Here is a 23132-nt window from a genome sequence, read left to right on the forward strand (position 1 = left end):
AAGGGAATATTTGGAGCAATACAGGTCTCTCAAGTCATTGGAATAAGGTGACAAAAGTCATTTTCATTCGCCGCCCACCGCGAAATCGATATGCTATAATGGAACAAACTGTTGCCTAGGAGACGCCTTAGCATGAGCAGCTTAATGAGATGGCTCCGCCATCTGTTTATTGTAATGCCAACTGTTTTTACCCTTATTGCACAGCCGCTAGGTGCGGCAACGGATTGGCTCATCTGTTCCATTCTGCTTGGCCTATTAGCTGTGAAGCTAAGTGAGTTATTCCCAAAAATAACCGTGCCGCTGCTAATCATTGAGCTAATTGGCTTCGGAGCCGTCTCTGAACAGTGGGACGGTTTTCTGTTTCTGCTCCCCTACTCGACCTTGATCGCCATCTATTCGCGAAGCACATCGACTGCCGCCCTTTGTTTCTGGACGATTGGCGGGCTTGCTGTCCAAATCGCTTCCTTAAGCGGCCGCTCCACAGAACTAATGGCTGCCGCTGCTTTGCTCTGGCTTATGCTTGCTGCCGTCCTCATTGCAGCCAGACAGAACAACGACAAGCATCTTCGGGCAGAGCTGCTTTACGAGCGGCTAGCTAGCCAGCACGAAGAGCTGGAAGGCGCTCGGCGCAGGCTGCTGGACTATGCAGCACAGATCGAGCAATATGCACAGACCGAAGAACGCAATCGGATCGCAAGAGACATCCACGATGATCTAGGGCATCGGCTCATTCGCGTCAAAATGATGGCTGAAGCTACCTTGCACCTGTTCGATGTCGATACGCAACGCGCTCGCCATACGGTCGAACAGATTCGCGACCAACTGCAAGATAGCATGGAGCGCATGCGCCGAACGGTAAGAAAGCTGTCCGCACCTGAGGAGGATAGCCGTGTCTATGCGATTGATCGGCTCGTGCGGGAGTCCTGCGACATGCTTGGCATCGAAGTCGCTTTTGCACTGCATGGCAACCCAATGCCGCTTTACCCGAGCATGGAATACATTTTGTACCGCAACACACAAGAAGCTGTGACGAATGCCGTCCGGCATGGCGGCGCTACTTTCGTAGAGGTTACATTGCGTTTCGGCGGGGACGAAGGCATTCTGCTGAAGATTGCCAATAACGGCGAGATTCCGAGCGGCATAATCAAATCAGGTTTAGGCTTGCGGGGCATGTCCGAGCGTGCGGCGCTCGTCGGCGGAACGGTCACTTGGCAGGCTGATGAGCAGTTTGCCATCATGACTTGGCTGCCTGCACTTCAGAGCGCCTCTCAAGAATGGGAGGAAACGGAAAGGAGAACGATATGATGATCCGGCTGCTGCTCGTCGACGACGACCCTTTTATAAGAGAAAGCATGCAGGTTATACTAGGGCTTGACCCTGAGCTAGAAGTGGTTGGCACATGCGGAGATGGCCGATCTGCCTATGAAATGGCCATGCAAAACGAGGTAGACGTTGTCGTGATGGATATGCGCATGCCCGGCTGCGATGGCGTGGAAGGCACAAGGCTGCTCAAGTCAATGGAGCGCCCGCCTGCTGTGCTCGTGCTCACAACATTCGACGACGATGAATATATCGCTGCTGCCATCCGCAACGGCGCTAATGGCTATATGCTCAAAAATGTATCGCCGAGCCGAATCGTCAGCGGCATCAAGACGATCCATGAAGGGACGCTGCTCATCCACCCTGATGTTGCGCGCAAGCTTGCAGGCATGATTGGCAATGGAGCAAACGCACAAGCATCCGGCGTTCAAGCCGCTGAACCGCAGCGCGATCTCGCCCCATTTGGCCTAACCGCTGCGGAGCAGTCTATCGTTCGGCATATTGCAGATGGATTATCCAATAAAGAAATTGCCGCCTCCCTCTTTCTTAGCGAAGGCACCGTCAAAAACTACATTTCCGAAATTTTAAATAAGCTGGAACTGCGTGACCGTACCCAAATCGCCATTTTCTATTTAAAACTTCCATAAAACTTCCACAAGGAGCGACCAGCAAATGACCAATACAACTATACTGCCTGCCCTACCCATTGAGGAGGCAGGGTTTGTCCCCGCAGATTTTAACGTGTTCCATCTGAATGGGCTAGACGAACGGATGGCTGCCATTCAATCCCGAATCCAACCCAAATTCCGCGCACTTGGCGAAAAGCTAACGGCTGAATTAGCGCCTGCTGCAGGCGGCGAACTATTCTTGCACATTGCCAAGCATGCCCGCCGTACCGTAAACCCGCCGAAAGACACTTGGATGGCACTGTGCGAAAATAAGCGCGGCTATAAAGCGCATCCGCATTTTCAGCTGGGCCTGTTCGATGACCATCTCTTTATGTGGCTTGCATTTATTTATGAGCTGCCATCCAAGCCGCAGGTAGCTGCTACGCTGCTGAATCATTTGGATACCGTCCGCAGCACGGTGCCTTCCGACTATGTGATCTCGATGGATCATATGAAAAAGGACGCAACGCCAGTAGCCGCAATGTCCGAGAAGGATTGGCATACCGCACTTGTGCGCTTCCGTGATGTTAAATCCGCTGAACTTCTTATCGGACGCCATTTTCCAGTCGATGACGCACTAGTGCAAGATGGCGAAGCGTTGCTGGAAGAAGCCCGCGCAACCTATGAGGCGCTTATGCCGCTGTACCGACTGTCTATGCAGCCATAATGGCTTGGCACCCGGGCAACAAAAAAGACCGTCTTCGCGATCATGCGCGAAAGACGGTCTTTCTCGTATGTGGAGCAGCCACAGCTAAATAGCTAGCTTGCTGCGGCTGCTTCACGGTATGTTATTGGGTTACTGGTTTCGTACGCGTATCCGTTACAACTTTCGCTGACGCTTCACGGCGTTGCTTCCGTGATTTGCGGAAGAAGAACAGTTCGTAAACGCAAGGCACTACGACTAGCGTCAACAGCGTTGCTGCCGTCAAACCGCCGATAACGACGATTGCCAAGCTTTGGGATACGATGCTGCTGCCACCCTCATGCGAACCGAATACAAGCGGCAACATTGCCGAGACTGTTGCGATAGCTGTCATAACGATTGGACGCATGCGAGTTGTCGCTGCTTCGATTAAGGAATCGCGAATCGACATCGTTTTCTCATTTTGTTTCACACGGTCGATCAACACGATCGCATTCGTAACGACGATGCCAATGAGCATGAGCGCACCGAACATTGCCGTGAAATCAGGCGTGACATTGGAAACGAGCAAACCAATGACTGCGCCGATTGCCGCAAGCGGCAACGATACAAGAATCGCGAGTGGAGCACGAAGCGTTTTGAACGTAATAACCATGATCAAGTAAACGATCAAGATCGAAATCAATGCTGTCATTGCCAGATCTGCCATATCGCCAGATTGGTCAACCGATGCGCCGCCGACGATTACTTTCACGTCTTTCGGCACCGTCAATCCATCAACTTTCTTCTGAATGTCCGCACCAACAACGGACAGTTTATCCGGATCTACCTGTGCGGTTACCCGAACATAAACTTTGCCATCCTTGTGGTAATAGAGGCTCGGCTCTTCGGACTTAACGAGCTTCGCGATTTGCGTGATTGGAGTTGGGCCTGCATCCGTCATTACCGTCAAGCCGTTCAGGTTTTGCTCCGAGTCTGCTTTGACAATCGGCTGCATAATAACCGCTGAGTCGCGGCCTTCCAAGTTGATGCTGCCTACAGGAATCGGATTCAGCATGCCTTGCAACTGCATCGCCACGTCTTGGCCGCGTGCTTTGAGCGGATCAACTTGGAACGTATAGACAGGTTTCTTCTGTTCTTGGTTGCTGGATACTTTAAGGATGCCATCGACGTCTTTAACCGACGCCATCAGTGCCGTTGCCGTTTTCTCGAGATCAGCAACGTTGTCGCCCGTTACGTCGACGTATACAGAGCTGCCGCCGCCGCCCGAAGAGATAAGAGCTGTTGCATTCGCCTCAATTTCGCCGCCTTCTAGGTTTGCTTTCTGCGCCTTCGTATCGGCCATCAGCTTCTCAGCGTCTGCCCCATCCTTCACGTCAATCATATACGATACAACTGTCGGCGAGGATACGTTGCCGTACTTCGCACCGTCTTCGCTATTGCCATACGTCATGAACACCCATTTAACCGATTCATGCTTCGTGAGGAATTGCTCCAGCTTCGTGCCGTTAGCGAGAACTTTATCCGTCTGCGTATCGCTTGGATACTCCAGCTTCACGTCGAGCATATCTGCACTTGAGGAGTCCAGTGCGCCCTTCGGCATTCCGAAATAAATACCGACAGAACCGACTAGAAGTACAAGTGCAACTAAAATCGTTACCCATTTATGTTTCAGATTCCAAGCAAGGAACGCTGCGAACCGTTTGGAACCTTCATGCTCCTTCATCTTCGTGCCGCGCAGGAGCACTGCGCTAAGGACAGGCACGACTGTCAGAGCGACGATAAGCGATGCAAGAAGCGAATAACCAACCGTCAGTGCAAATGGCAACAGCATTGCCTGCAGGGAGCCGCGAAGCAGCGCCATTGGCAAGAATACAGCTACTGTAACCAATGTAGAGGATGTAATGGCAACCGATACTTCCTTGGTCGCTTCCACGATCAGTTTCATAGAGAACGACTCTTTTTGCAGCCTACGATAAATGTTCTCGATAACTACGATACTATCGTCAACCAGTCGGCCAACGGCTACCGCAACACCGCCGAGCGTAATAATGTTAAGCGACACGCCCGAAATTTGGAGCAGGTACAACGTAATGCCGAGCGACAATGGGATCGAAACGATCGTAATAATCGTCGCTTTAATATTGCGCATGAAGAGCAGGATAACAACGGTTGCGAACAACGCGCCCATCAGCACTTCTTGCAGCATGCTGTTAACCGAGCTAACGACCTGATCAGACGTGCTGATCATGACGGAAGCTTCCACGCCTTTGCCTACCTTGTTAACATCATCTACGATCGTTTGGACGTTCTTGCCAACAGTTACGGCATTCGCGTTCGCCGATTTCGAGACGGTAATCATAATGGTGTCTTTGCCATTAACACGACCGATACTTTCTTGCTTCTTGGACAGCTCGACCGTTGCCACATCGCTAAGCGCTACGCCTGGCGCAACTGGCAGCTTCCGGAGCGTATCCAAATCGCTGATCGTGGCATTCACATTCACGTTGCTCGCTGCCCCAGCAATGTTCTGCTCACCGATTGAAGCGGCAACGCCTCTGCTTTGCAGCACGCCCATAATCGCTTGCGTCGTCACTTTCTTCTCAGCGAGCTTCGCCGTAATTGGCGTAATGCTGATTTCTGGCGCCGTACGGCCGCTAACCGACACTTGGCCCGCGCCTTCTGCTTTCTTGAGCTCTGCCTCGATTTCTTTGACGCGCTGTTCTTTATCTGTATCGCTAATGCCTTCATCAAACGTAAGGGCAACCCACGAGATTGGAATCATCGATGTATCGAATTGGACAACAAAAGGCTTCATTACCCGCTCAGGGAGCTGAACGGAGTCAACGCTTTTCTCAATTTCCGCCTTCGCGTCCTTCATTTTCGTCTTGGAATCAAATGCGATTTGAACGCTCGCGTACCCGTTGCCGGTCGTCGAGAACATATCGCTTTTTCCTTTTGTATACTGTACCGCGTTCTCGATTGGCCCTGTAACCAGCTTCTCAACCGATTTAGCATCGTAGCCAGGTGCGATGACCGTTACTTGCACCTGCGGCACATCCATTTTTGGAAGGAATTCCATTGGCAATTTTGCATAACTCATTCCACCCAAGCCAAGCGCCATAATAATTAATAGTATGACAGCCGCTCGATTGCGAAATGCCCACTCCGTCAATCTACTCATTCTCCATCCGTCTCCTTTTATATCCGTCTCTCAACTACCCTACGTAATCATACATGCATAAACATCACTGGAAAAACGTCCAAGGTCGGTATTTAAAACTCGCCCTCAGATGGAAATGCCTCTCAGTCCACAGCATGACAACAACCTAGACTTAAGTCTAGGTTATGGAAAAGTAAGCAATTGCTCACTTCCCAACGTTTCGCTTCCTTCTTATACTCCAATTGAGTCATCATTCATGGAAAGGAAGGAGTGATCACAATGGCATTCGTTACGGATGATCCTGCTGCTGTGGCCTTAAAGGATGTCACACGAGCATTCGGGCGCCGAACAGTCATTGACCATGCTTCTGTCACGATTAATCGAGGCGAATTGTTTGGGCTGCTGGGACCCTCCGGTTCCGGCAAAACAACGCTGATCAAAATCATGGCCGGCATCGATCGGGCAGACAGCGGCGAGGCCCATATGCTGGGCACCCCCATGCCGAAACTCGCAATGCTTCATCGCTTCGGCTATATGGCCCAATCGGATGCCCTCTATATGGAGTTAACCGGGCGCCAAAACATGGCCTTCTTCGGCAAGCTTTATGGCCTTCGCCGTGCCGTGCTTAACCGCCGGATCGAGGAAACGGCAGCGCTCGTCGGCCTTTCCGAGCATCTGGGCAAGCCGGCTGCTGCTTATTCAGGCGGAATGAAGCGCAGGCTTTCGCTTGCCATCGCCCTGCTCCATGAGCCGGAGCTGCTTGTTCTCGACGAGCCGACGGTCGGAATCGATCCCGTGCTGCGGCAATCCATCTGGCAGGAGCTGCACTCGCTTAGCCGCAATGGGACGACCATCATCGTCACAACCCATGTCATGGATGAAGCAGCCCAATGTGACCGGCTCGGGCTTATGCGCGAAGGGCGCTTTATAGCGGTCGGCACGCCAGAAAGCCTGCTGCAGCAGACTGGCACAAGCAGCATTGAAGAAGCGTTCATTACGCTCGGCCAGCGCGCAGAAGGCGGTGTTCAAGCATGAGAATCGGTGCGTTAGCTTTACGGATCATCCAGCAGTTTGCCCGTGACCGCCGAACGCTTGCGCTGCTATTGCTTGCGCCACTGCTCATTTTGACCCTGATGAAGCTTGTCTTCGATGGCCAGTCAGCAACGCCAGCCATAGGCGTCGTCGGCGTGCCTCCTGTTATACAAGCCCAGATTACACATGCTGGCGCGGAAGTAACAGCTTTCTCATCCAATGAGCTCGCCTTAAATGAACTCAAGAACGGCAGCTTGGACGCCGTATTCGCCATCGGCGGCAGCACGCAGCCTAGCATTACGCTCGAGGGGAGCGACCCTTCGACAAGCCGCGCTGTTCTATTGCTGCTTCAAGGCACGCTGCAATCGGAAGCTGCACAGCCTGCATCTGCTGCTGCACCAGCGATCCAGTACCTGCACGGCAGCGCAAATATGGCGCCCTTTGATTCATTTGGTCCCGTGCTGATTGGATTCTTCTCATTCTTCTTCGTGTTTCTGCTCGCTGGCGTATCCTTCCTGAGGGAGCGCACGAGCGGCACGCTCGAACGGCTGCTCGTTACGCCGATCAGGCGGCAAGAGGTTGTAGCTGGTTACTTGGCAGGCTTCGGCATATTTGCACTGTTGCAGGCGACCCTAATTGCGTGGTATTCCGTTGAAGTGCTGGGGCTACATATGACTGGCTCGATCGGCTACATGCTGCTAATTAACTTGTTGCTGTCCCTTACCGCCCTTACGCTGGGCACGCTGCTCTCATCGTTTGCCAGCACAGAATTTCAGATCATTCAATTCATTCCGATCGTTATCGTGCCGCAGGCGTTCTTCTCCGGGTTATTCAATCTAGATGCAATGAATCCATGGCTGCAAAAACTGAGCACGATCATGCCGCTATATTATGGCGCCGATGCGATGCGGGGCATTATGATTCGGGGAGAAGGCTGGACGGACATTCAAGCCGATGCTTATGTGCTGTTAGGGTTCTCCGCCCTATTCGCCATCCTCAATGTAGCAGCGCTGCGCAAGCACCGCCGGATTTAAGAAAGGTGGAGCGCAGCTGCTGCGCAAAAAACAAGGGAATCCCTTAGCCGCCTTGGCTATTGGGATTCCCCCATTAATTGTTCAATAGCAGGCGTTACTGGTCCGCGGAACGCAAAGCTTCAGCAGGTGCGATTCGAAGCGCTCCACGCGCAGGCCCAATATTCATAAGCACAGCTGCTACAATTAGAAATAGGACAAGGGGAACAATTAACGCAAAAGGATAATGGAATACAGGAGCCTGCTCAGTTGGGCCAGTGTCATTCAATAACGTACGAATGAATAAAACCGAGCCTGTACTGCCAATCAGCCATCCGGTGACGATGCCCGCGAGCCCAATCATCATCCCTTCCAACATAAATATCCAGCTAATATGTTTGCCTGTTAGCCCCACACATCTCATCATCGCTGTCGTCTTTGCCCGCTCGGCAACGGCTCTGTATTGCACGACTGCCAGGCCAAGCAATCCAATCAAGGCAGATAGCAGGGTGAATCCGATAAAACCTCTTGACAGCTGGGTATTTACAAGCTCCTGCGCCCGATTATTCGCATATGGCGAATCAAAGGTTGTAATATCGTTCATTAGCAGCTTCTCCGCAAGGCGCTGCGTTAAGCTTAATTGATGGCTGTCATACTGCATAAGTACGTAGCCTAGCTGGGCTTGCTCGGGCCATTTGTAACCATACTTTCGCAACTGCTGAAAAATTCCTTCATTCACATAATGGGTCCGAAACAACTTTGACGATAACTGGCTCGATGAATTGTTTTCAGCAAAACCAGCAACGATAAAGGATTGCTGTGCAATCGGCTCCAACGAGTCGGTCGTTTGCCGCATGGAATTGTATGCTGCCGTATCATAGATAGGCATCTCGATTCGATCTCCAGCATGCACAAGCTTCTGAGGATCAAATGAGGCACGTTCAGCATCCTCGTACAAATTGTCCATTGGCAAAATAATGTAACGCGGATCTTGAAGCACAGCATTCCAAGCGTCCTCGTCCGATTCAAATTGCTTCGCTCGTTCCCGTAGATGCAGGCCGCCGCCTGCGAGAAGCTCCCTTGTAACAGGAATGTATGAATCAGCCGTCCCACGCGTATCTGTCATAAGCATATAAGGCTCAATATCCGTATAGTTGGTTACGATCGGCTTAAGGTCCGGATCTGTCTGTAACATTTGCTCGATCCGTTGCTTCTCGGCAGGGGTGTCATAGCCTGCGAATCCTGCGAATCCGAGCATCGTTTGGTTTTTCTCGACATCGTTTTGCCCGCCTATAAGCATCGTCGAAACACTCGAAGTAAACGTGACAACCATCATCACAAGAGCGAACATGAGCGCTATGGAAAACGTTCTGCCCGGACGCTGGCGCATATACCGCGCAGCCAGCAGCACAGATATGTTCGGCAATCGAAACCAATTGGCAAACACAGACATGGTTCCCCCCGACTTCGTAAGAAGCCGGGTCGCCAGATAGACGGCACTAACGACACCTATTAGCCACCATATAAAAATAATTAGCATCGCTTGTCCAGTCGGTTTCATTGGCGAACTGACGGTTTGAATACAATGGATTGCGACGAGAATCACAGCAACAGCTGCTGTAATCGATGAACGCATGCGATGCCCCTTCGACTTGGCTGCTCCCGCATCCTTCCCTCCTCGTATCGCTTCAACAATTGGCACTTTCCCTATGCTGCGAGCTACGAACAGCGCGATAAACGTTAAAAAGAAAACAATGAGAAGGCAAATGATGCCAAGCCCCATAATCGGCGTATGAGGGAAAATCGGAATATTAGCCCGAGATATGCGAGCGATTTCCTCTTGATAGGTGCCATAAAATAAATTGACCAAACCGACACCGCTTGCAGTGCCTAAGATCACACCTACTAACCCGCTAAAAACAGAAAGAAGCAACGCCTCTGCGATAAATACAACGCCAATCTGCTGCCGCGATAACCCAATTGCACGCAAGACGCCGAAAATCTCCCGACGGGAATCAGCGATCATAATCAACACTTGCCGCATTAATATGGCACTGCTGGCGACCGCGATTCCGCTTATCATCGACATAACCATAAACTGCTGCTTCATATTGTCCACGCGGCTTTGGGCGTCTTGTTTCAAACTATGTATGCCGAATAGATTATTTATGCTATCCGGAATAAACAAGTGTTGAAGCGAGTGCGACCGGCCACTCGATCCTGCCAGCACAATATGGTATCCCGTCTTTAAGCCAGTAAGCTTGCGTGCGGACGCTTCCGAGATGATGACGGTGCCCGCCGCAGAGGCATCCTTTCCTCGATATCCCGTCAACCCATCTCCGGGAACAGCCTGCTGGATTTGGAACAATTGCGCCCGCCCGCCGGCTGTCCGGATTTGAATGGCATCTCCGGCTTGAGCGCCCAGCGCTTCTGCTGTTTCCTTGTCTATAATCACTTCATCATCAGGCAGCAATGCGGGCCCTCTGCCGTTCGGGCTATAACCAAGCTCAGCCGCTTTCTTCGGATTAAAACCTAATAACATCGTGCCAGGCAGCACCCCTGCTTTCTCCCCTTGCCCGTCCAGCCGTATGAGGCTCACCTCATCACGAATGGCCGGCACAAGCGCCGGCCGGTGGTCCATCTGCCCAAACCCTTGTTGGATCGATTCAACTTGGCTGCCGGAAAACACGCCACCCTCTTTCCCAATAGGCGCTAACTCCCATTCAATCGGGCCATAATGTCGCTGAAGCCATTCTTCGCCACTGCCGTTAAGCGACGCATAATTGACATAAGAGATAATGACGAGCATCGCCCCTATCGCGCCTGCAGTTACCGTCAATAGGGTCTGCTTCCAGCTCCTGCGAATATTTCCGATGGCCATTCGCCAAATCATAGGGTTCGTTAGCATCCTGCGAACACCCCATCGTGAATGATCCTGCCGCTAGCCATCTTGATAGTCCGGCCGGATTGCGCCGCAACGTCTGGATCATGCGTAACCGTTACAATGGTCGTGCCATCATGCTTATTCAACATATCGAGCAATCCGACGATCTGCTTCGCTGTTTCCGAATCAAGTGCGCCTGTAGGCTCGTCCGCCCATATCATATCCGGCTTGCCAACAATCGCCCGTGCAATGGCCACCCGTTGATTTTGTCCGCCCGACAGCTCTGCAGGGTATCGGTTTCTTTTGTCTGGAAGCCCGACGCGATCAAGTGCATCCAGCGCCTTGCGTTTTGCTTCCGATTGCCGAACACCGCGTGCGATTAGCGGCAAAGCGATATTCTCCCATGCCGTTAGAACCGGAACGAGATGATACGACTGAAAAACAAATCCCATGCGCTCCAGCCTCAGCTGCGACCGGTCCTTTTCGTTCAGTTTATGGAGTGCGGTATCGCCAATCCAGATCTCGCCTTCATCCAGTGATTCAATGCCTGCAAGAATATGCAATAATGTCGTTTTGCCACATCCCGATGGACCCGTTACTGCAATGGTTTCCCCCTTCGCAATCCCGAAGCTTACTTGCTTTAGCGCCCGTGTGGCCGCGCCGCCTTGCCCAAATGTTTTGCTTATTCCTTCCACTCGAATCATCAGTTTCGCTCACCTCAATAGTCATTGGCATACCCATAAGGTACACGATGGATGTGCAGCAATGATCGAGCAAATATGCAGAACTGATGCAGTTTTAATCCGCCATCACAGGCAAGGTGACCGTGAATGTTGCACCCTCTCCCCAGTTGCTCGTTACTGCAATCTCGCCCCCATGCGCCTCTGCATATTGCTTTGCAATCGCTAGCCCAAGGCCGAGCCCCCGCGACCTGCCTTCATGGATAGCATCCCCTCGATAAAATCGCTCGAATAAACGCGGCAGCTGCTCCTCTTCGATTCCCAGCCCGTCATCTTGAATCGAACAGGCGATGTGGCTTCCATCTGTCCCAACACGCAGGAATACGCAGCTTCGTGCGTGCCGAATCGCATTGCCAAGCAAATTAACGATCAACTGCCGTAACCGAACCGGGTCAGCGTAAACCGCAATTTCCTTTCCTGTCTCCAATTCAAGCTTAAGCTGCAAACCGCGCTCTTCCGCTTCCATTGCGAACACGCCAATAATTGCATTGCTCATATCGGTTAGCGAAAACCAACGTTTATCGAGTGGCAGCTTCCCTGCCTCCGCCAAAGCAAGGTCTTGCATATCGCGTACTAGCTTCGATAAATAGAGCGTTTCGTCATGGAGAGCGCCGATCCTCTCAAGCGAAAGCGGCTCGCCTGCATTTAAGCCATTCTCTAATTGTGAGCGCATCACAGCGATTGGGGTTCGCAACTCATGGGCAATATCTGCTACCATCGAGCGCCTTACCGTCTCCAGCTTGCGTACATAGCCGTGAGCTACGCTTAACTGCCATTCCAATTCCGCTAATGGTTCTCCATCAGGAACCTGTGTAGCAGCATGTGATCGTCTGTTCCTCTGCGTTTGTTGGGCGCTTTGCGCCGTCAGTGCTTGTGCTTGTAGCGTTAGCCGCCCAACCGTTCGATTCCAATGGGATTTCCTGCTGCTCCCATATCCAAACAACAACAAATAGACGATTATTCCAATTAGAATAGCGGATACGATTGGAAATGCATAAACGCTATTGTTCCCTTGTGATGAGACAGCCGTATATCCAACAATCTTCCCATTGCTTACAACTGGAGTGCGGCCATCAGCGGAAGCTTCCGAATCACCGATATTCGCAACCCGCTCATTGCCGGTATCCCATATGACAATCGAATGAGCCATCCCATCTGGATAAGCCGCCGCTTCCGACCGGAGCTGTTCGCCTATCCCCTTCCAATCGCCAAATGTAACATAATAATTCGAAGCATACCGATTCCAATACAAAGCCAGCCGTTCATGCTCGGCAATCGCCGATTGCTGCTGAATAAATATGCTGCTCCCGATAAATAAAAGGCAAACGGCCAGCGATATGCCGGCCATGCCAACCCATTCCTTTGACAACCGTTCCTTCCATTTAGCGATCAAAACTAGCCGCCCCCTTACGTTGGCTCATGCAAACTTGTAGCCGACGCCATAGACAGTGAGCACGTACTCCGGGCTTGCTGGGTCCTCCTCCAGCTTCCGGCGCAGGTTTCGTATATGGGAATCGATTGTTCGCTCAAACCCTAAATAGTCGTCACCGAGCGCAGCCTCCATGAGATGGGCTCTCGTATAGACACGGCCGGGATGCTGGGCTAGCTGCCAGAGCAGCAAAAATTCTGTGCGTGTCAGCTCGATCTCTTGCCCCTCTTTCTCTACCCGGTATCGATCCGGATCGATAGCAAGCGCCCCTCGATGAACGATTGCCGCACTGGCATGATGATAGCTCGGGGTGTCCATGTTCCGCCCCGTCCGCCGGAGCAACGCTTTCATTCTCGCCGATAATTCGCGCAGGCCGAACGGCTTGGCTAGATAGTCATCTGCTCCAATTTCCAGCGCCAGCACCTTATCGAATTCATCCCCTTTTGCCGTAATCATAATGACCGGAATGCGCCACTCCTGCTCATTGCGCTTGCATAGATCCAGCCCGCTGCAGCCTCCCGGCAGCATCCAATCCACGAGCAGCAGCTTCGGCTTATGCTCCGCTATGAGCTGATAGGCCTCTTCACAGCAAGATGCGCCATACACCTCATACCCTTCTTGGCGCAAGTAATGGGCCCCCTCCTCCAGCAGCGCTTTCTCGTCTTCTACCCATACAATCGACTCCGCCACATTCAGCCCAACCTTCCCTTGTCCAAAATAAAAAGCCGGCCCTTCGTCCGCCAATCGGACGTATAGAACCGGCTTTCGCGCTTATCGTAGGCTTGCCTTGATGTCATGTTGCATTAAGCCGTCTTCGTATCGTTGTTCGTTGCCGAATGCCGGTCTAGACGGCGGAATTGCGCTAACAGCAGCAGTGCCGCAAGTGAAATCACACAGCCCGCCACATAAGGCAGCTGCATTTCGACCTGGAACAAATATGCGCCAAGCAAAGGGCCTAAAATTCGGCCAAGGCTGTCCATAGATGAGCTTAGACCGGATGCCACACCTTGTCCCACTTGGGTTTTCTGTGTAATCAGTGAAGTTACACATGGCCGGATCAACGCATTGCCGACACCGAATACAGCGAGCGCCATTGTCGCCCATGCGAGCGAATGCGCATACAACAGCAGGAAGAAACCGACTGCCGAAATCGTAAGCCCCAACATAATGTACATCGGCTCTTGCCCTTTCTTAATTCGCCTGCGCACGACTCCCCCTTGGATCAGTGCACCGACAATGCCACAGACGAAGAACATGAAGCCGACCTGGCCCGGCGTAACATCGAAACGTTTAATGCCGAAAAATTGCAGCGTCGCCTCCATCCCCGCAAGCGAGAAGGAAACAAAGAACGCGAGCACATACAAATATTTGAGCGGCCCTGTAAATGCGGTCCAACGCGAAGGCCGCTTCTCAGCCGACGAACGGCGGCGCTCAGGCGGCAACGACTCCGTTAATTTCGTGAGTGCAAGAATAAAAGTTATGCCGGATAATGCCGCAGCCACATAAAAAGGCGTCGCGAGCGAGATTTGGCTCAGCAATCCGCCAAAGCCAGGCCCGATCGTAAATCCGAGGCCGATGGACATGCCGACGAGCCCCATCCCTTTGGTCCTCTGTTCCGGTGGCGTGATATCTGCAACATATGCAACGATTACTGACGTCACTGCTCCGGAGAACAATCCGCCCAATATGCGCGATGCGTACATAAGCGTCAGGCTGTCCGACGCAAGGCCGAATAACAGGAAGCTGACAGCGAAACCAAGAACGCCAATAAGAATAACCGGCCGGCGCCCAATCCGGTCAGACAATCCGCCCCATACCGGGGACAAAATGAACGATACCGCTGAATAAAGCGCCAGCATCCATCCGGTATGCGTCTCCGCCCCGCCAGCACTCACTTTCAAGATAAGCTCGGGCATAACTGGAATAATGATGCCGAAGCCGACGAACGTAATCATCAGCGTCGCCATTACGATTAGCAAACGTTTGTCTTTCATAACGACAATCCCTCCATTTGCCTATCGTACCATAACTTTCGGCTTTCTTGTGATGAACAAATGGAGAACAAACAGCGTGATCAACACGACGCCGCTCACCAGGAATGGCGAATGGGGCCCTAAGCTGTCCCACATTTTGCCAGACAAGATCGATCCAAGCACCATGCCTAGCCCTTCAATCGTTAAGAAGAAGCCCCACACCGCGCCCCGCTCCTCCTTCGGAATCGCTTCTGCGATTAGCGCATTCCACGCCGGAATAATAAAAGCATAGCTTAAACCGACTAACGCAACGATTGGCAGCACGAGCATAAGGTCTCGAGTATATCCAAGCAACGGCAGCGAAATGGCAGCAGCAGGGAACCCGATATGCAGAAACCGGCTTGTTCCGTACTTATCGACCGCTTTGCCGACCGGAATAAGCCCAAGCACGGTGAATGCTCCACCAGCCAGCAAATAATAGCTATATTGCTGCGGGCTCAAATGAAGGACGGTTCGCGCATACAGCGTAAGAATCGGCACAAGCAGCCCGAGCGCAAAATTTTGCAAAAACATCGCCGGGTATAGCACCTTGCTTGCATGCATCGAACTGCTGACTTTCGCTAAATACGCCCGAATGCGCGCACCCAGCGGAAGATGCTGGTGTTCCCCTGGCTCGTCTTGCTCATCTTTCCCCTCCAGTTCCCTCGACTTCGAGCGCCCTGGCAAGAACAGCGTAACGAACACGACCAGTACCATTAATGCGATTAACAGCTTGAACGCTGGATTATACGAGGAGGCTAATTCATTCGACTTCGCAATGAAGAAGTTAATGACGATTGGGCCTGCCCCAACGCCCGTCAGCCAAGCCATATATACAACGCTCATAATCGTTCCGCCGGCTTCCGAGCCCGATACAGCAGTAGCTCCCGTAATGACACAAGGCCATAGCGGCGATGTGCCCATGCCTATCAGCAGGCAGGCAAACACGATCCAAGGCAAATCGTCCGTCACAGTCACAATGATGACCGATGCGAAAGTTAACAGAACCCCGAAGAGCATAACGGTCCGATAGCCGACCCGATCAATAATCCACCCGAGAGGGCTGCGGAAGGCGTTATCCCCGATATATTGAAGCGCGAGCGCCCAGCCGACCGCATAGGCCGACAACCCGAGCACCGAGCCCATATAAACAGGCAAAATCGAGACGATCAACGCCCCTTTAACGAACTCCACAAAGAACATAATAATAAGCAACTGAATGACGAACGGGGATGTTAACACCTTTCTTTTCCCCGCTACTACGGTTCCAATAGACATGTGTTGCTCCTTTCGACAGCGCTGTTAGAGATACAAAGCCAGAGACAGCCTATTGCCAGGCCCAAAAACACGCTTGCATTCCCCCCTGTTTTTGCTATACTCAACCTTGTTTGTTAATTAGAAGTTACACGAAAGGCTGGGATGAAGCGATGGATCATAACAACACTCCGCTTTTTAGCGCGCTTCGCCGCCATGCGGAGCACAATCCTTTGCAATTTCACATTCCTGGACATAAAAAAGGGATGGGTACAGACCCTGAATTCCGGGAATTTATCGGCGAAAACGCCCTATCAATCGACTTGATTAATATCGCGCCGCTCGATGATTTGCATCAACCGACAGGCGTTATCGAACAATCGCAAAAATTGGCAGCTGATGCCTTCGGAGCCGATTATACCTTTTTTTCCGTCCAAGGCACAAGCAGTGCAATTATAACGATGATCATGGCCGTCTGCGGGCCTGGCGAAAAAATAATTGTGCCCCGCAACGTACATAAATCCGTTATGGCGGCCATTATTTTCTCCGGTGCACGTCCGGTATTCATCTCGCCTGCGCGCGACAGCAACCTCGGCATTGACCACGGCATCACGACCCGCTCCGTTCGCAGGGCGCTTGAGAAGCATCCCGATGCAAAAGCCGTGCTCGTCATCAACCCGACATATTACGGCATCTGTGCGAACCTGAAAGAAATCGTTGATCTCGCCCATAGCTACGATGTTCCAGTCCTCGTCGACGAGGCGCATGGCGTCCTTATTCACTTCCACGAGAAGCTGCCAATGTCCGCAATGCAGGCAGGCGCTGATATGGCTGCGACAAGCGTACATAAGCTTGGCGGATCGATGACGCAGAGCTCGATATTGAACGTTCGCGCTGGCCGAGTCAACCCGACTCGCCTTCAAACGATTCTAAGCATGCTGACTACTACGTCGACATCTTACATCTTGCTCGCTTCATTAGATACTTCGCGCAGGCATCTGGCGATTAATGGCCATCTGCTCGCTGAACGCGCAATTGAGCTTGCGCAATATGCCCGTGCCGAAATTAACCGCATTAAGGATCTCTATTGCTTCGGCGAAGATATTCTGGGCGGCGAAGCCACCTATGATTACGATCCGACTAAAGTAACCATTCACGTTCGCCATCTGGGCATCACCGGATACGAAGCCGAGAACTGGCTGCGTGACCGCTTCAATCTCGAAGTTGAGATGAGCGATATGTATAACATTCTTTGCCTGATTACGACTGGCGATACACGCGAGACCGTGGACAAGCTGCTTGAAGCGCTTCGTACCATGTCAGACGAGTTCCATCAGAAAGGCGAAGTAAAAGAGCTTGTCGTCAAAATTCCTGAGATCCCTCAGCTATCGCTCACACCGCGTGATGCTTTCTATGCGGAAACCGAGCTTGTGCCGTTCAAGGAATCAGCCGGCCGGATCATCGCCGAATTCATCTACGTCTATCCGCCAGGCATTCCGATCCTGCTGCCAGGCGAGGTCATCTCCCAGCAAAACATCGATTATATCGTCGATCATGTTGAAGTTGGCTTGCCGGTTAAAGGTCCCGAGGATCGCAGCATTCAATATGTTAAGGTGATCGTAGAAGAAGAGGCTATTTTCTAGTAATTTACGAGGCGGCTGCCTCGCAGGGTTTACGCCCTGCGAGCAGCCGCCTTTTTTCTGCTGGGCTACGGGCTTTAATTGTCAAGAGTTACCACCCATGCTATGATGGGGACGGAGGTGTGTCCGAATGAGCAAGAACGCTTACATTCGCTTGGTGCAAGGCTCCACCGCTCCTGAAGGGTTGACGCTAGATGACTTGCAGCTGTCGCTGCACGCTTATCAAGATGCGGTTAAACGTACGGGTGCCCAGCTCGGCTGGGAATACGAAGAAGCTGCCTTTCCTTATTCCATCGAATCCGTCACTTCACCGAATGCGCCCAAGCCGCAGTGGTTGTACTTGCGCGGCAAGGCTTCGCGATATCGGCACATTGCGATCGGCATCGGCGATTCAGATCCGGCACAGGAGCCGGCCATCAGCCCTCCTTACGTTCAAGTTGTTCTGCCAGACGGCTCAACACATGGCGACCGCGCCAAAGCGAATGAGCTTTGCCGGTTCATTGCGCAGCGGCTGAAAGCCGAGTTGCAGCTATTCAATGGCCGTATTATGTACTACAATCCACGTAAGTAACTTTGCGATGGCAAAATAATAAGACCGCCGACGGATGGCTCCGTGGCGGTCTTATTTGTGATAAAAAAATCGAATTAGCCCTCGTTGCCTTGAGCTGCGATTTCTTCGTAGATCTTCGTTACGCGATCCCACTCCGCGTCATCTTCGATACCAACGAGGAATGCTTCCTCGTTCTCTTCTTCAATACGGAAGATGATGCCGTCAGCTTCTGGATCGTTACGGTCGATCAATACTGCATATACTTTCTCTTCGGATTCGAACGTGTATACCATAACCATCTCACGCTCTTGGCCTTCTTCGTCCGTCAATACAAATACATGCTCTTCATGGTCGTGATCGTGGCCGCAGCCGCAGTCATCGCCATGTTGGTGTTCATGCTCGCTCATTTACGTTACCCCATTTCGTTCATTAATGCGCAGTTGTACACATACACCATCGTATCGTAACATGTTCACTGAATCCGGTCAAACCAAAAACTCTATCAGGCAATCAGGCTGACAGAGCTTGGCATTGGCGGCTATTGTGCGGTAATAAGCTTCTCCGATACTTGGCGCCATTCATCCGAATCTCCCGCTTTCATATAGAAGCGTACTGAATATTTGCCTGCTGCATCGAAGTTGTATTTAATATCTTCTGTACGGAACCAGAAATTATCTTTCGTCACGTTAACCGTCTGCTGCTGAATAACTTTCTCAGAGCCATACGGATCAAAAATCGAAACTTTCACAGCCGCAACATCAGTCAACAAATTATCAATCTGTGCGAATACTTTGAACGTATAGCGGTTATTTTTATTTACATTGCCGAAGATCACATTGTCCTGAAACAAGAACATATGAACGTTTGGCTTATAGACAGTAACTTTTTTCGAATTCTCATCCCATGATACAAGCGCTTGCAACGTACCTGCGATCTGTCGAAGCGGCAAATAAGTTTTGCCATCCTGCAGCAAGCCTGCGTCATCAAGTTCACTGCCATTCACGACAACACGTACCTTCTGGGCAACGCTATCAGCGAATATCATGCTTCCACCCCATACGGACAGCAGCATCATTGCAATGATTATTTTACTAGCCTTCATGGTCGCTAACCCTCCATCATCGTTCTGATGAAAGGTTATACTCCCCTTTCGAGCCAAAGTTGCGCCAATGCATGTAAGTTTTACACAACATTAAATACCCTGCTGTCATTTCATGTAGAACGGTGCGCTTCCCCGGGAAATGCCGCGTTATTTCCTAGTATCGGATTAATGGTAAGACTTTGTTAATGGACAAGGAATACCCTTCCCCATTGAACCCGGCTCCTTCATATGTTCCCAATATTGCATGCCGCGCGCGCAAGGCGTTTTACATACGGCGCAGGTGTCTGACAATACTAGCTTCATAAACATTTGGCGCCGATCGGATGCTGTTTTTTTCTTCTTCTTCGACGCTTTCGATTTCCCCTTGCTCATGTCGTCCACACCTTTATTCGCAGTATCATGAAGCTTTTTCTACCCATGATATGAACGAAAGGACGGACGCGTACCCACGGAAGAAGCACTAGCAACACCTAAATTTTGGAGCTTGCCACATTGCAGCTTCCTATTGTCCATGCTAATCTGAACCTACATGTAAGACTTGCAAGCAAGACTGAGAGGAGCTTGACCCATGACGACTTCCATTACAATGATCGGTACAGGCAGCGCATTTGCCAAACGTTATTACAATAACAATGCCATTATTGACGCCGATAACTTTCGCCTATTGCTCGATTGCGGAATCACGGGGCCAGCAGCCTTGCATCAGCTAGGCATCCGATTCGGGGATTTAGATGCCGTGCTCGTCAGCCACACCCATGGCGACCATGTCGGTGGTTTAGAAGAGCTCGCTTTCCAAATGATGTTCGTCCATCAGCGCAAACCGGTTCTTTATCTGCCTCAACCGCTCCGCGAGCCCTTATGGGAACATACGCTTAAAGGCGGTTTAACCCAGGGACCTCTTCAATCTTTAGATGATTTCTTCGACGTTCGTGAGATGCCTGTCGGCGAGCCGACGGAAATTGCTCCAGGATTAGTCGTCGAGCCCATTCTGACCGAGCATATTGAAGGGCGCCTTAGCTACTCTTTCCTTATTAACGGCACATTCTTCTACAGCGCAGATATGAAGTTTAATCCCACGCTGTTGCAGCAATTAGTGGACGAACGCGGCGTTGCGCTTATTTTCCACGATTGCCAGCTCATTGCTCCAGGCGTCGTTCACGCATGTATCGACGAGCTGCTAACGCTCCCTGAGCATCTCCAGTCGATTACGAAGCTCATGCATTATGGCGATACAATGCCTGAATTCATCGGCCGAACAGGGCGTATGTCATTCGTCGAGCAAGGTGTCACGTATAAGCTCCCATAAGCCAAAGGTGCATTAACGAAAAAAAACGGCAGCTAGGCCGCGTGATGGAGAGGTGAAATGCCTGTCCACTGCACGCAGCCTAGCTGCCGTTTTACGTATACAGAGTTAGAATAAAGGGAGCTGGTCCAAATTGTTCGTCGGATCGCCATCAGCGTCGCCTCGAATGTAGGTTTCGCCGTCGCGTCCCTTGAACGCATTGACGCCAGCAATTTGTCCGGATTGAACAAGCTGAAGCGCTTCTGCGTACGCAAGTTCACGCCCTGAGGACGTTTTAAACCCCGTCAGATCGCCATCGCCATTTTTCTGAACAGCCACAAAAGTTTCCCGGTTGTCTTGTACCATGTTGTTTAGCCCCTTATCATTGTGTAGTTAGTGTTAGTCAGAAGACTCCTCGGATTTCTCATCCGTAATCGTAGGCGAATATAGCTCGTCCACCCGATTAGATGGCGACTGAGCCCCATTCCCACGCTCGCTGGGTAGCTCCCCATACACTCTATCCGTCACATTGTTCGAGTACACATCAGACAGTACCGCCCGTGCGGACTTCGATTGCCCGAACCAGCTCTGCCCATGCGCCGCACCGAATGCCAACACGCATAGAAGCAGCGCAGCTAAAGCTCCTACAGCTGCGCCGGCCCATGCCGACCATGAAAACTTCAACTTGACTCCTCCATTAAGTGACAACATTACGCTTCCATGTATAGTGTAACCACTCAAGGTGAGATTCAGCCCTGCTAACCGTTTCGCTTAGGCCTTGCCTCCTTCGGAAGTTTCCGTCGCCATACAAACGCCTCATCATAAGCCAAAGAATCCTTGTTCACGAACCGCGCGACATATAATAGGACTAGACCAACAATACCGAATAAGCCGATTAACCAGACGACCAAATTGGCGTATTCCGCCGCCATCCAAGCATCCGCCTCCTCTTAGCTTTGTACTACGGTATGCTGATGCGGCTTCGTATAGACCATTTTCCCCTGCAAAGATTAACGGCCTTATCCATTAACCCCATCAAATGCTGATTATACGAAATGCCATTGCACCAAATTTTATTGGATTTTGCGAGAAAAAGAGTAGACATTCACATCCGATCATGCTATATTATTAAACGTCGCTTCAATTGTGATCTGTTAGCTCAGCTGGGAGAGCACCATCTTGACAGGGTGGGGGTCAGTGGTTCGAGCCCACTACAGATCACCATAACTCTTATTAGTAAATACATAAGCAACTCCCATCGATTTGATCTGTTAGCTCAGCTGGGAGAGCACTATCTTGACAGGGTAGGGGTCAGTGGTTCGAGCCCACTACAGATCATTAACTAAAAGCACCACGAAGCCAGGTAAACACTGGGCTCGTGGTGCTTTTTATTGGTGTGGATTCTGGTACAGATTTGCAAGGCTATTCGGCTGAAAAAGGGGTTTGGTCTTGTCCAAACCTTCTCGTGAAACTGGTCATCAAAAAGAGCCTGCGGGATAAATCCTTAAGGCTCTTCTTTGTTTTAATATGCCCCTTCCGCTATAGATTCGCTGTTAGGGCACTATTAAGCGTATTGAGACAATTCCACCAGATTATGATCCGGGTCACGCACATATACAGATAAAATCGGACCCAATGCCCCAGTCCTAGTTACTGGACCTTCTTCAATGTCTATACCTTCTTTTTGTAATCGGCTAATTACGTTTTCCATATTCAGTTCTGTTATAAAGCATAAATCAGCAGATCCAGGCAAAGGTGAGAAAGCTTTAGGTTCAAATTCGTTCCCTGCTTCATGTAAATTAATTTTCTGATTTCCGAATAGCAATGCTTTGCGATTATTTCCGAATGTCTCTTCTTTCATTCCAAGTACGTTTGTATAAAAAAGAATTGTCTTTTCAATGTTTTTCACTGTCAGGACGAGGTGATCTAAATTTTTAATCAAGATCTTTGCTCCATTCTCTTATTTGTTTCGGCCAAACAAGCTAGTTTACCAGACATGGAAGCCTCTTTGTTTGTTTTTCCACGCTAAACTACCTACTAGTTTAATAAACATTCAAGGAGTGCATATGCTCAAGCTCATCACTACTGAATTTCGGTCTGCGGATAGCATGCGGTAATGGCTTGTGAGAAGCTAGTCAGGTTGTCCACACAGGTGATGAAGATGTCTTGTGACCTTGCCCTGAAAAAGTAGATACGCAGAAACCCTCAATGACACCAATTAGTCTAATAGTTACATCTCTGCTCCGACCAGGAATGGCGGGACATAATTGTTGGAAGAATGCGTTCTCCGACGGTTGTAGAAAAGCTCGATGTATTCAAATACTGCCTTCTTAGCCTCAGCTCGCGTCTTGAATGTGTAATCATTGAGCCATTCCATCTTCAGTTTTCCCCAAAAGGATTCCA

General features: G+C 50.9%; 22 protein-coding genes and 2 tRNA genes. 10 read left to right on the forward strand and 14 right to left on the reverse strand.

Annotated features, from left to right (window positions below; genetic code table 11):
• The first annotated feature begins 132 nt into the window (after positions 1 to 132).
• The 3 genes from GON22_RS01515 to GON22_RS01525 are packed head-to-tail and all read left to right on the forward strand — an operon-like array spanning position 133 to position 2655.
• Positions 133 to 1305 carry a sensor histidine kinase gene (locus GON22_RS01515; protein WP_160394353.1) on the forward strand — a complete coding sequence of 391 codons (1173 nt, stop codon included), beginning with the start codon at positions 133 to 135 and terminating at the stop codon, positions 1303 to 1305.
• A complete protein-coding gene (locus GON22_RS01520) occupies positions 1305 to 1967 on the forward strand; it encodes a response regulator transcription factor (RefSeq protein WP_160394388.1) in 663 nt (220 codons plus the stop codon). Before GON22_RS01515 ends, GON22_RS01520 begins: the two co-directional genes overlap by 1 nt.
• A gap of 25 nt (positions 1968 to 1992) precedes the next feature.
• The gene (locus GON22_RS01525) at positions 1993 to 2655 is read left to right on the forward strand and encodes a YktB family protein (RefSeq protein WP_160394354.1); all 663 of its coding nucleotides are present in this window, start codon (positions 1993 to 1995) and stop codon (positions 2653 to 2655) included.
• 121 nt (positions 2656 to 2776) lie between these two features.
• Here GON22_RS01525 and GON22_RS01530 read toward each other — a convergent pair whose 3' ends face one another.
• The gene (locus GON22_RS01530) at positions 2777 to 5815 is read right to left on the reverse strand and encodes an efflux RND transporter permease subunit (protein WP_160394355.1); all 3039 of its coding nucleotides are present in this window, start codon (positions 5813 to 5815) and stop codon (positions 2777 to 2779) included.
• A 258-nt stretch (positions 5816 to 6073) separates the two neighbouring features.
• Between GON22_RS01530 and GON22_RS01535 the strand changes: the two genes are divergently transcribed.
• Together GON22_RS01535 and GON22_RS01540 are read left to right on the forward strand one after the other, a co-directional pair.
• Complete coding sequence (locus GON22_RS01535; protein WP_160394356.1) at positions 6074 to 6829, forward strand: ABC transporter ATP-binding protein; 756 nt, start codon at positions 6074 to 6076, stop codon at positions 6827 to 6829.
• Entirely contained in the window at positions 6826 to 7860 is a 1035-nt protein-coding gene (locus tag GON22_RS01540; RefSeq protein ID WP_160394357.1) for an ABC transporter permease, read from the forward strand. The genes GON22_RS01535 and GON22_RS01540 overlap by 4 nt, the downstream gene beginning before the upstream one ends.
• A 94-nt stretch (positions 7861 to 7954) precedes the next feature.
• Here the strand turns inward: GON22_RS01540 and GON22_RS01545 are convergent, their stop codons facing one another.
• From GON22_RS01545 to GON22_RS01570, 6 genes are all read right to left on the reverse strand, one after another.
• Positions 7955 to 10744, reverse strand: a complete 2790-nt coding sequence (locus GON22_RS01545) for an ABC transporter permease (RefSeq protein WP_160394358.1) — start codon at positions 10742 to 10744, stop codon at positions 7955 to 7957.
• Entirely contained in the window at positions 10738 to 11424 is a 687-nt protein-coding gene (locus tag GON22_RS01550; protein WP_160394359.1) for an ABC transporter ATP-binding protein, read from the reverse strand. The genes GON22_RS01545 and GON22_RS01550 overlap by 7 nt, the downstream gene beginning before the upstream one ends.
• Before the next feature lie 94 nt (positions 11425 to 11518).
• Positions 11519 to 12853 carry a sensor histidine kinase gene (locus GON22_RS01555; protein ID WP_160394360.1) on the reverse strand — a complete coding sequence of 445 codons (1335 nt, stop codon included), beginning with the start codon at positions 12851 to 12853 and terminating at the stop codon, positions 11519 to 11521.
• Positions 12854 to 12877: 24 nt separating this feature from the next.
• Positions 12878 to 13579, reverse strand: a complete 702-nt coding sequence (locus tag GON22_RS01560; RefSeq protein ID WP_202113017.1) for a winged helix-turn-helix domain-containing protein — start codon at positions 13577 to 13579, stop codon at positions 12878 to 12880.
• A gap of 113 nt (positions 13580 to 13692) precedes the next feature.
• Positions 13693 to 14883 (reverse strand): MFS transporter, encoded by a 1191-nt coding sequence (locus tag GON22_RS01565; protein ID WP_160394361.1) that lies wholly within the window; start codon positions 14881 to 14883, stop codon positions 13693 to 13695.
• Between the two features lie 21 nt (positions 14884 to 14904).
• Positions 14905 to 16179 carry an MFS transporter gene (locus tag GON22_RS01570; protein WP_160394362.1) on the reverse strand — a complete coding sequence of 425 codons (1275 nt, stop codon included), beginning with the start codon at positions 16177 to 16179 and terminating at the stop codon, positions 14905 to 14907.
• 149 nt (positions 16180 to 16328) lie between these two features.
• Between GON22_RS01570 and GON22_RS01575 the strand changes: the two genes are divergently transcribed.
• A complete protein-coding gene (locus tag GON22_RS01575) occupies positions 16329 to 17798 on the forward strand; it encodes an aminotransferase class I/II-fold pyridoxal phosphate-dependent enzyme (RefSeq protein ID WP_160394363.1) in 1470 nt (489 codons plus the stop codon).
• A 127-nt stretch (positions 17799 to 17925) separates the two neighbouring features.
• Positions 17926 to 18366: a DUF1885 family protein gene (locus GON22_RS01580; protein WP_160394364.1), complete on the forward strand. Its 441-nt coding sequence runs from the start codon at positions 17926 to 17928 to the stop codon at positions 18364 to 18366.
• A 74-nt stretch (positions 18367 to 18440) separates the two neighbouring features.
• Here the strand turns inward: GON22_RS01580 and GON22_RS01585 are convergent, their stop codons facing one another.
• Together GON22_RS01585 and GON22_RS01590 are read right to left on the reverse strand one after the other, a co-directional pair.
• Complete coding sequence (locus GON22_RS01585; protein ID WP_006036406.1) at positions 18441 to 18752, reverse strand: DUF1292 domain-containing protein; 312 nt, start codon at positions 18750 to 18752, stop codon at positions 18441 to 18443.
• 131 nt (positions 18753 to 18883) lie between these two features.
• Positions 18884 to 19447: a stalk domain-containing protein gene (locus tag GON22_RS01590; protein ID WP_160394365.1), complete on the reverse strand. Its 564-nt coding sequence runs from the start codon at positions 19445 to 19447 to the stop codon at positions 18884 to 18886.
• A 568-nt stretch (positions 19448 to 20015) separates the two neighbouring features.
• Here GON22_RS01590 and GON22_RS01595 point away from each other — a divergent pair.
• On the forward strand, positions 20016 to 20753 hold the full coding sequence (locus GON22_RS01595; RefSeq protein ID WP_160394366.1) for an MBL fold metallo-hydrolase: 738 nt from the start codon (positions 20016 to 20018) through the stop codon (positions 20751 to 20753).
• A gap of 105 nt (positions 20754 to 20858) precedes the next feature.
• Here GON22_RS01595 and GON22_RS01600 read toward each other — a convergent pair whose 3' ends face one another.
• The 3 genes from GON22_RS01600 to GON22_RS25645 all read right to left on the reverse strand — a co-directional run bounded on the left by GON22_RS01600 (position 20859) and on the right by GON22_RS25645 (position 21661).
• The gene (locus tag GON22_RS01600; protein ID WP_160394367.1) at positions 20859 to 21095 is read right to left on the reverse strand and encodes a DUF3892 domain-containing protein; all 237 of its coding nucleotides are present in this window, start codon (positions 21093 to 21095) and stop codon (positions 20859 to 20861) included.
• 33 nt (positions 21096 to 21128) lie between these two features.
• Entirely contained in the window at positions 21129 to 21413 is a 285-nt protein-coding gene (locus GON22_RS01605; RefSeq protein WP_160394368.1) for a hypothetical protein, read from the reverse strand.
• A gap of 74 nt (positions 21414 to 21487) precedes the next feature.
• On the reverse strand, positions 21488 to 21661 hold the full coding sequence (locus GON22_RS25645) for a hypothetical protein (protein WP_202113018.1): 174 nt from the start codon (positions 21659 to 21661) through the stop codon (positions 21488 to 21490).
• A gap of 216 nt (positions 21662 to 21877) precedes the next feature.
• Here GON22_RS25645 and GON22_RS01610 point away from each other — a divergent pair.
• A tRNA-Val gene (locus tag GON22_RS01610) sits at positions 21878 to 21953 on the forward strand.
• Positions 21954 to 21994: 41 nt separating this feature from the next.
• Positions 21995 to 22067: transfer RNA gene (locus GON22_RS01615), tRNA-Val, on the forward strand.
• A gap of 226 nt (positions 22068 to 22293) precedes the next feature.
• Here GON22_RS01615 and GON22_RS01620 read toward each other — a convergent pair.
• On the reverse strand, positions 22294 to 22671 hold the full coding sequence (locus GON22_RS01620; RefSeq protein WP_160394369.1) for a VOC family protein: 378 nt from the start codon (positions 22669 to 22671) through the stop codon (positions 22294 to 22296).
• Between the two features lie 288 nt (positions 22672 to 22959).
• On the reverse strand, positions 22960 to 23132 hold a 173-nt coding region (locus tag GON22_RS01625), incomplete at its 5' end, for an IS3 family transposase (RefSeq protein ID WP_160394370.1).

The sequence above is a fragment of the Paenibacillus sp. MMS18-CY102 genome (assembly GCF_009789195.1).
Lineage (GTDB): Bacteria > Bacillota > Bacilli > Paenibacillales > Paenibacillaceae > Paenibacillus_T.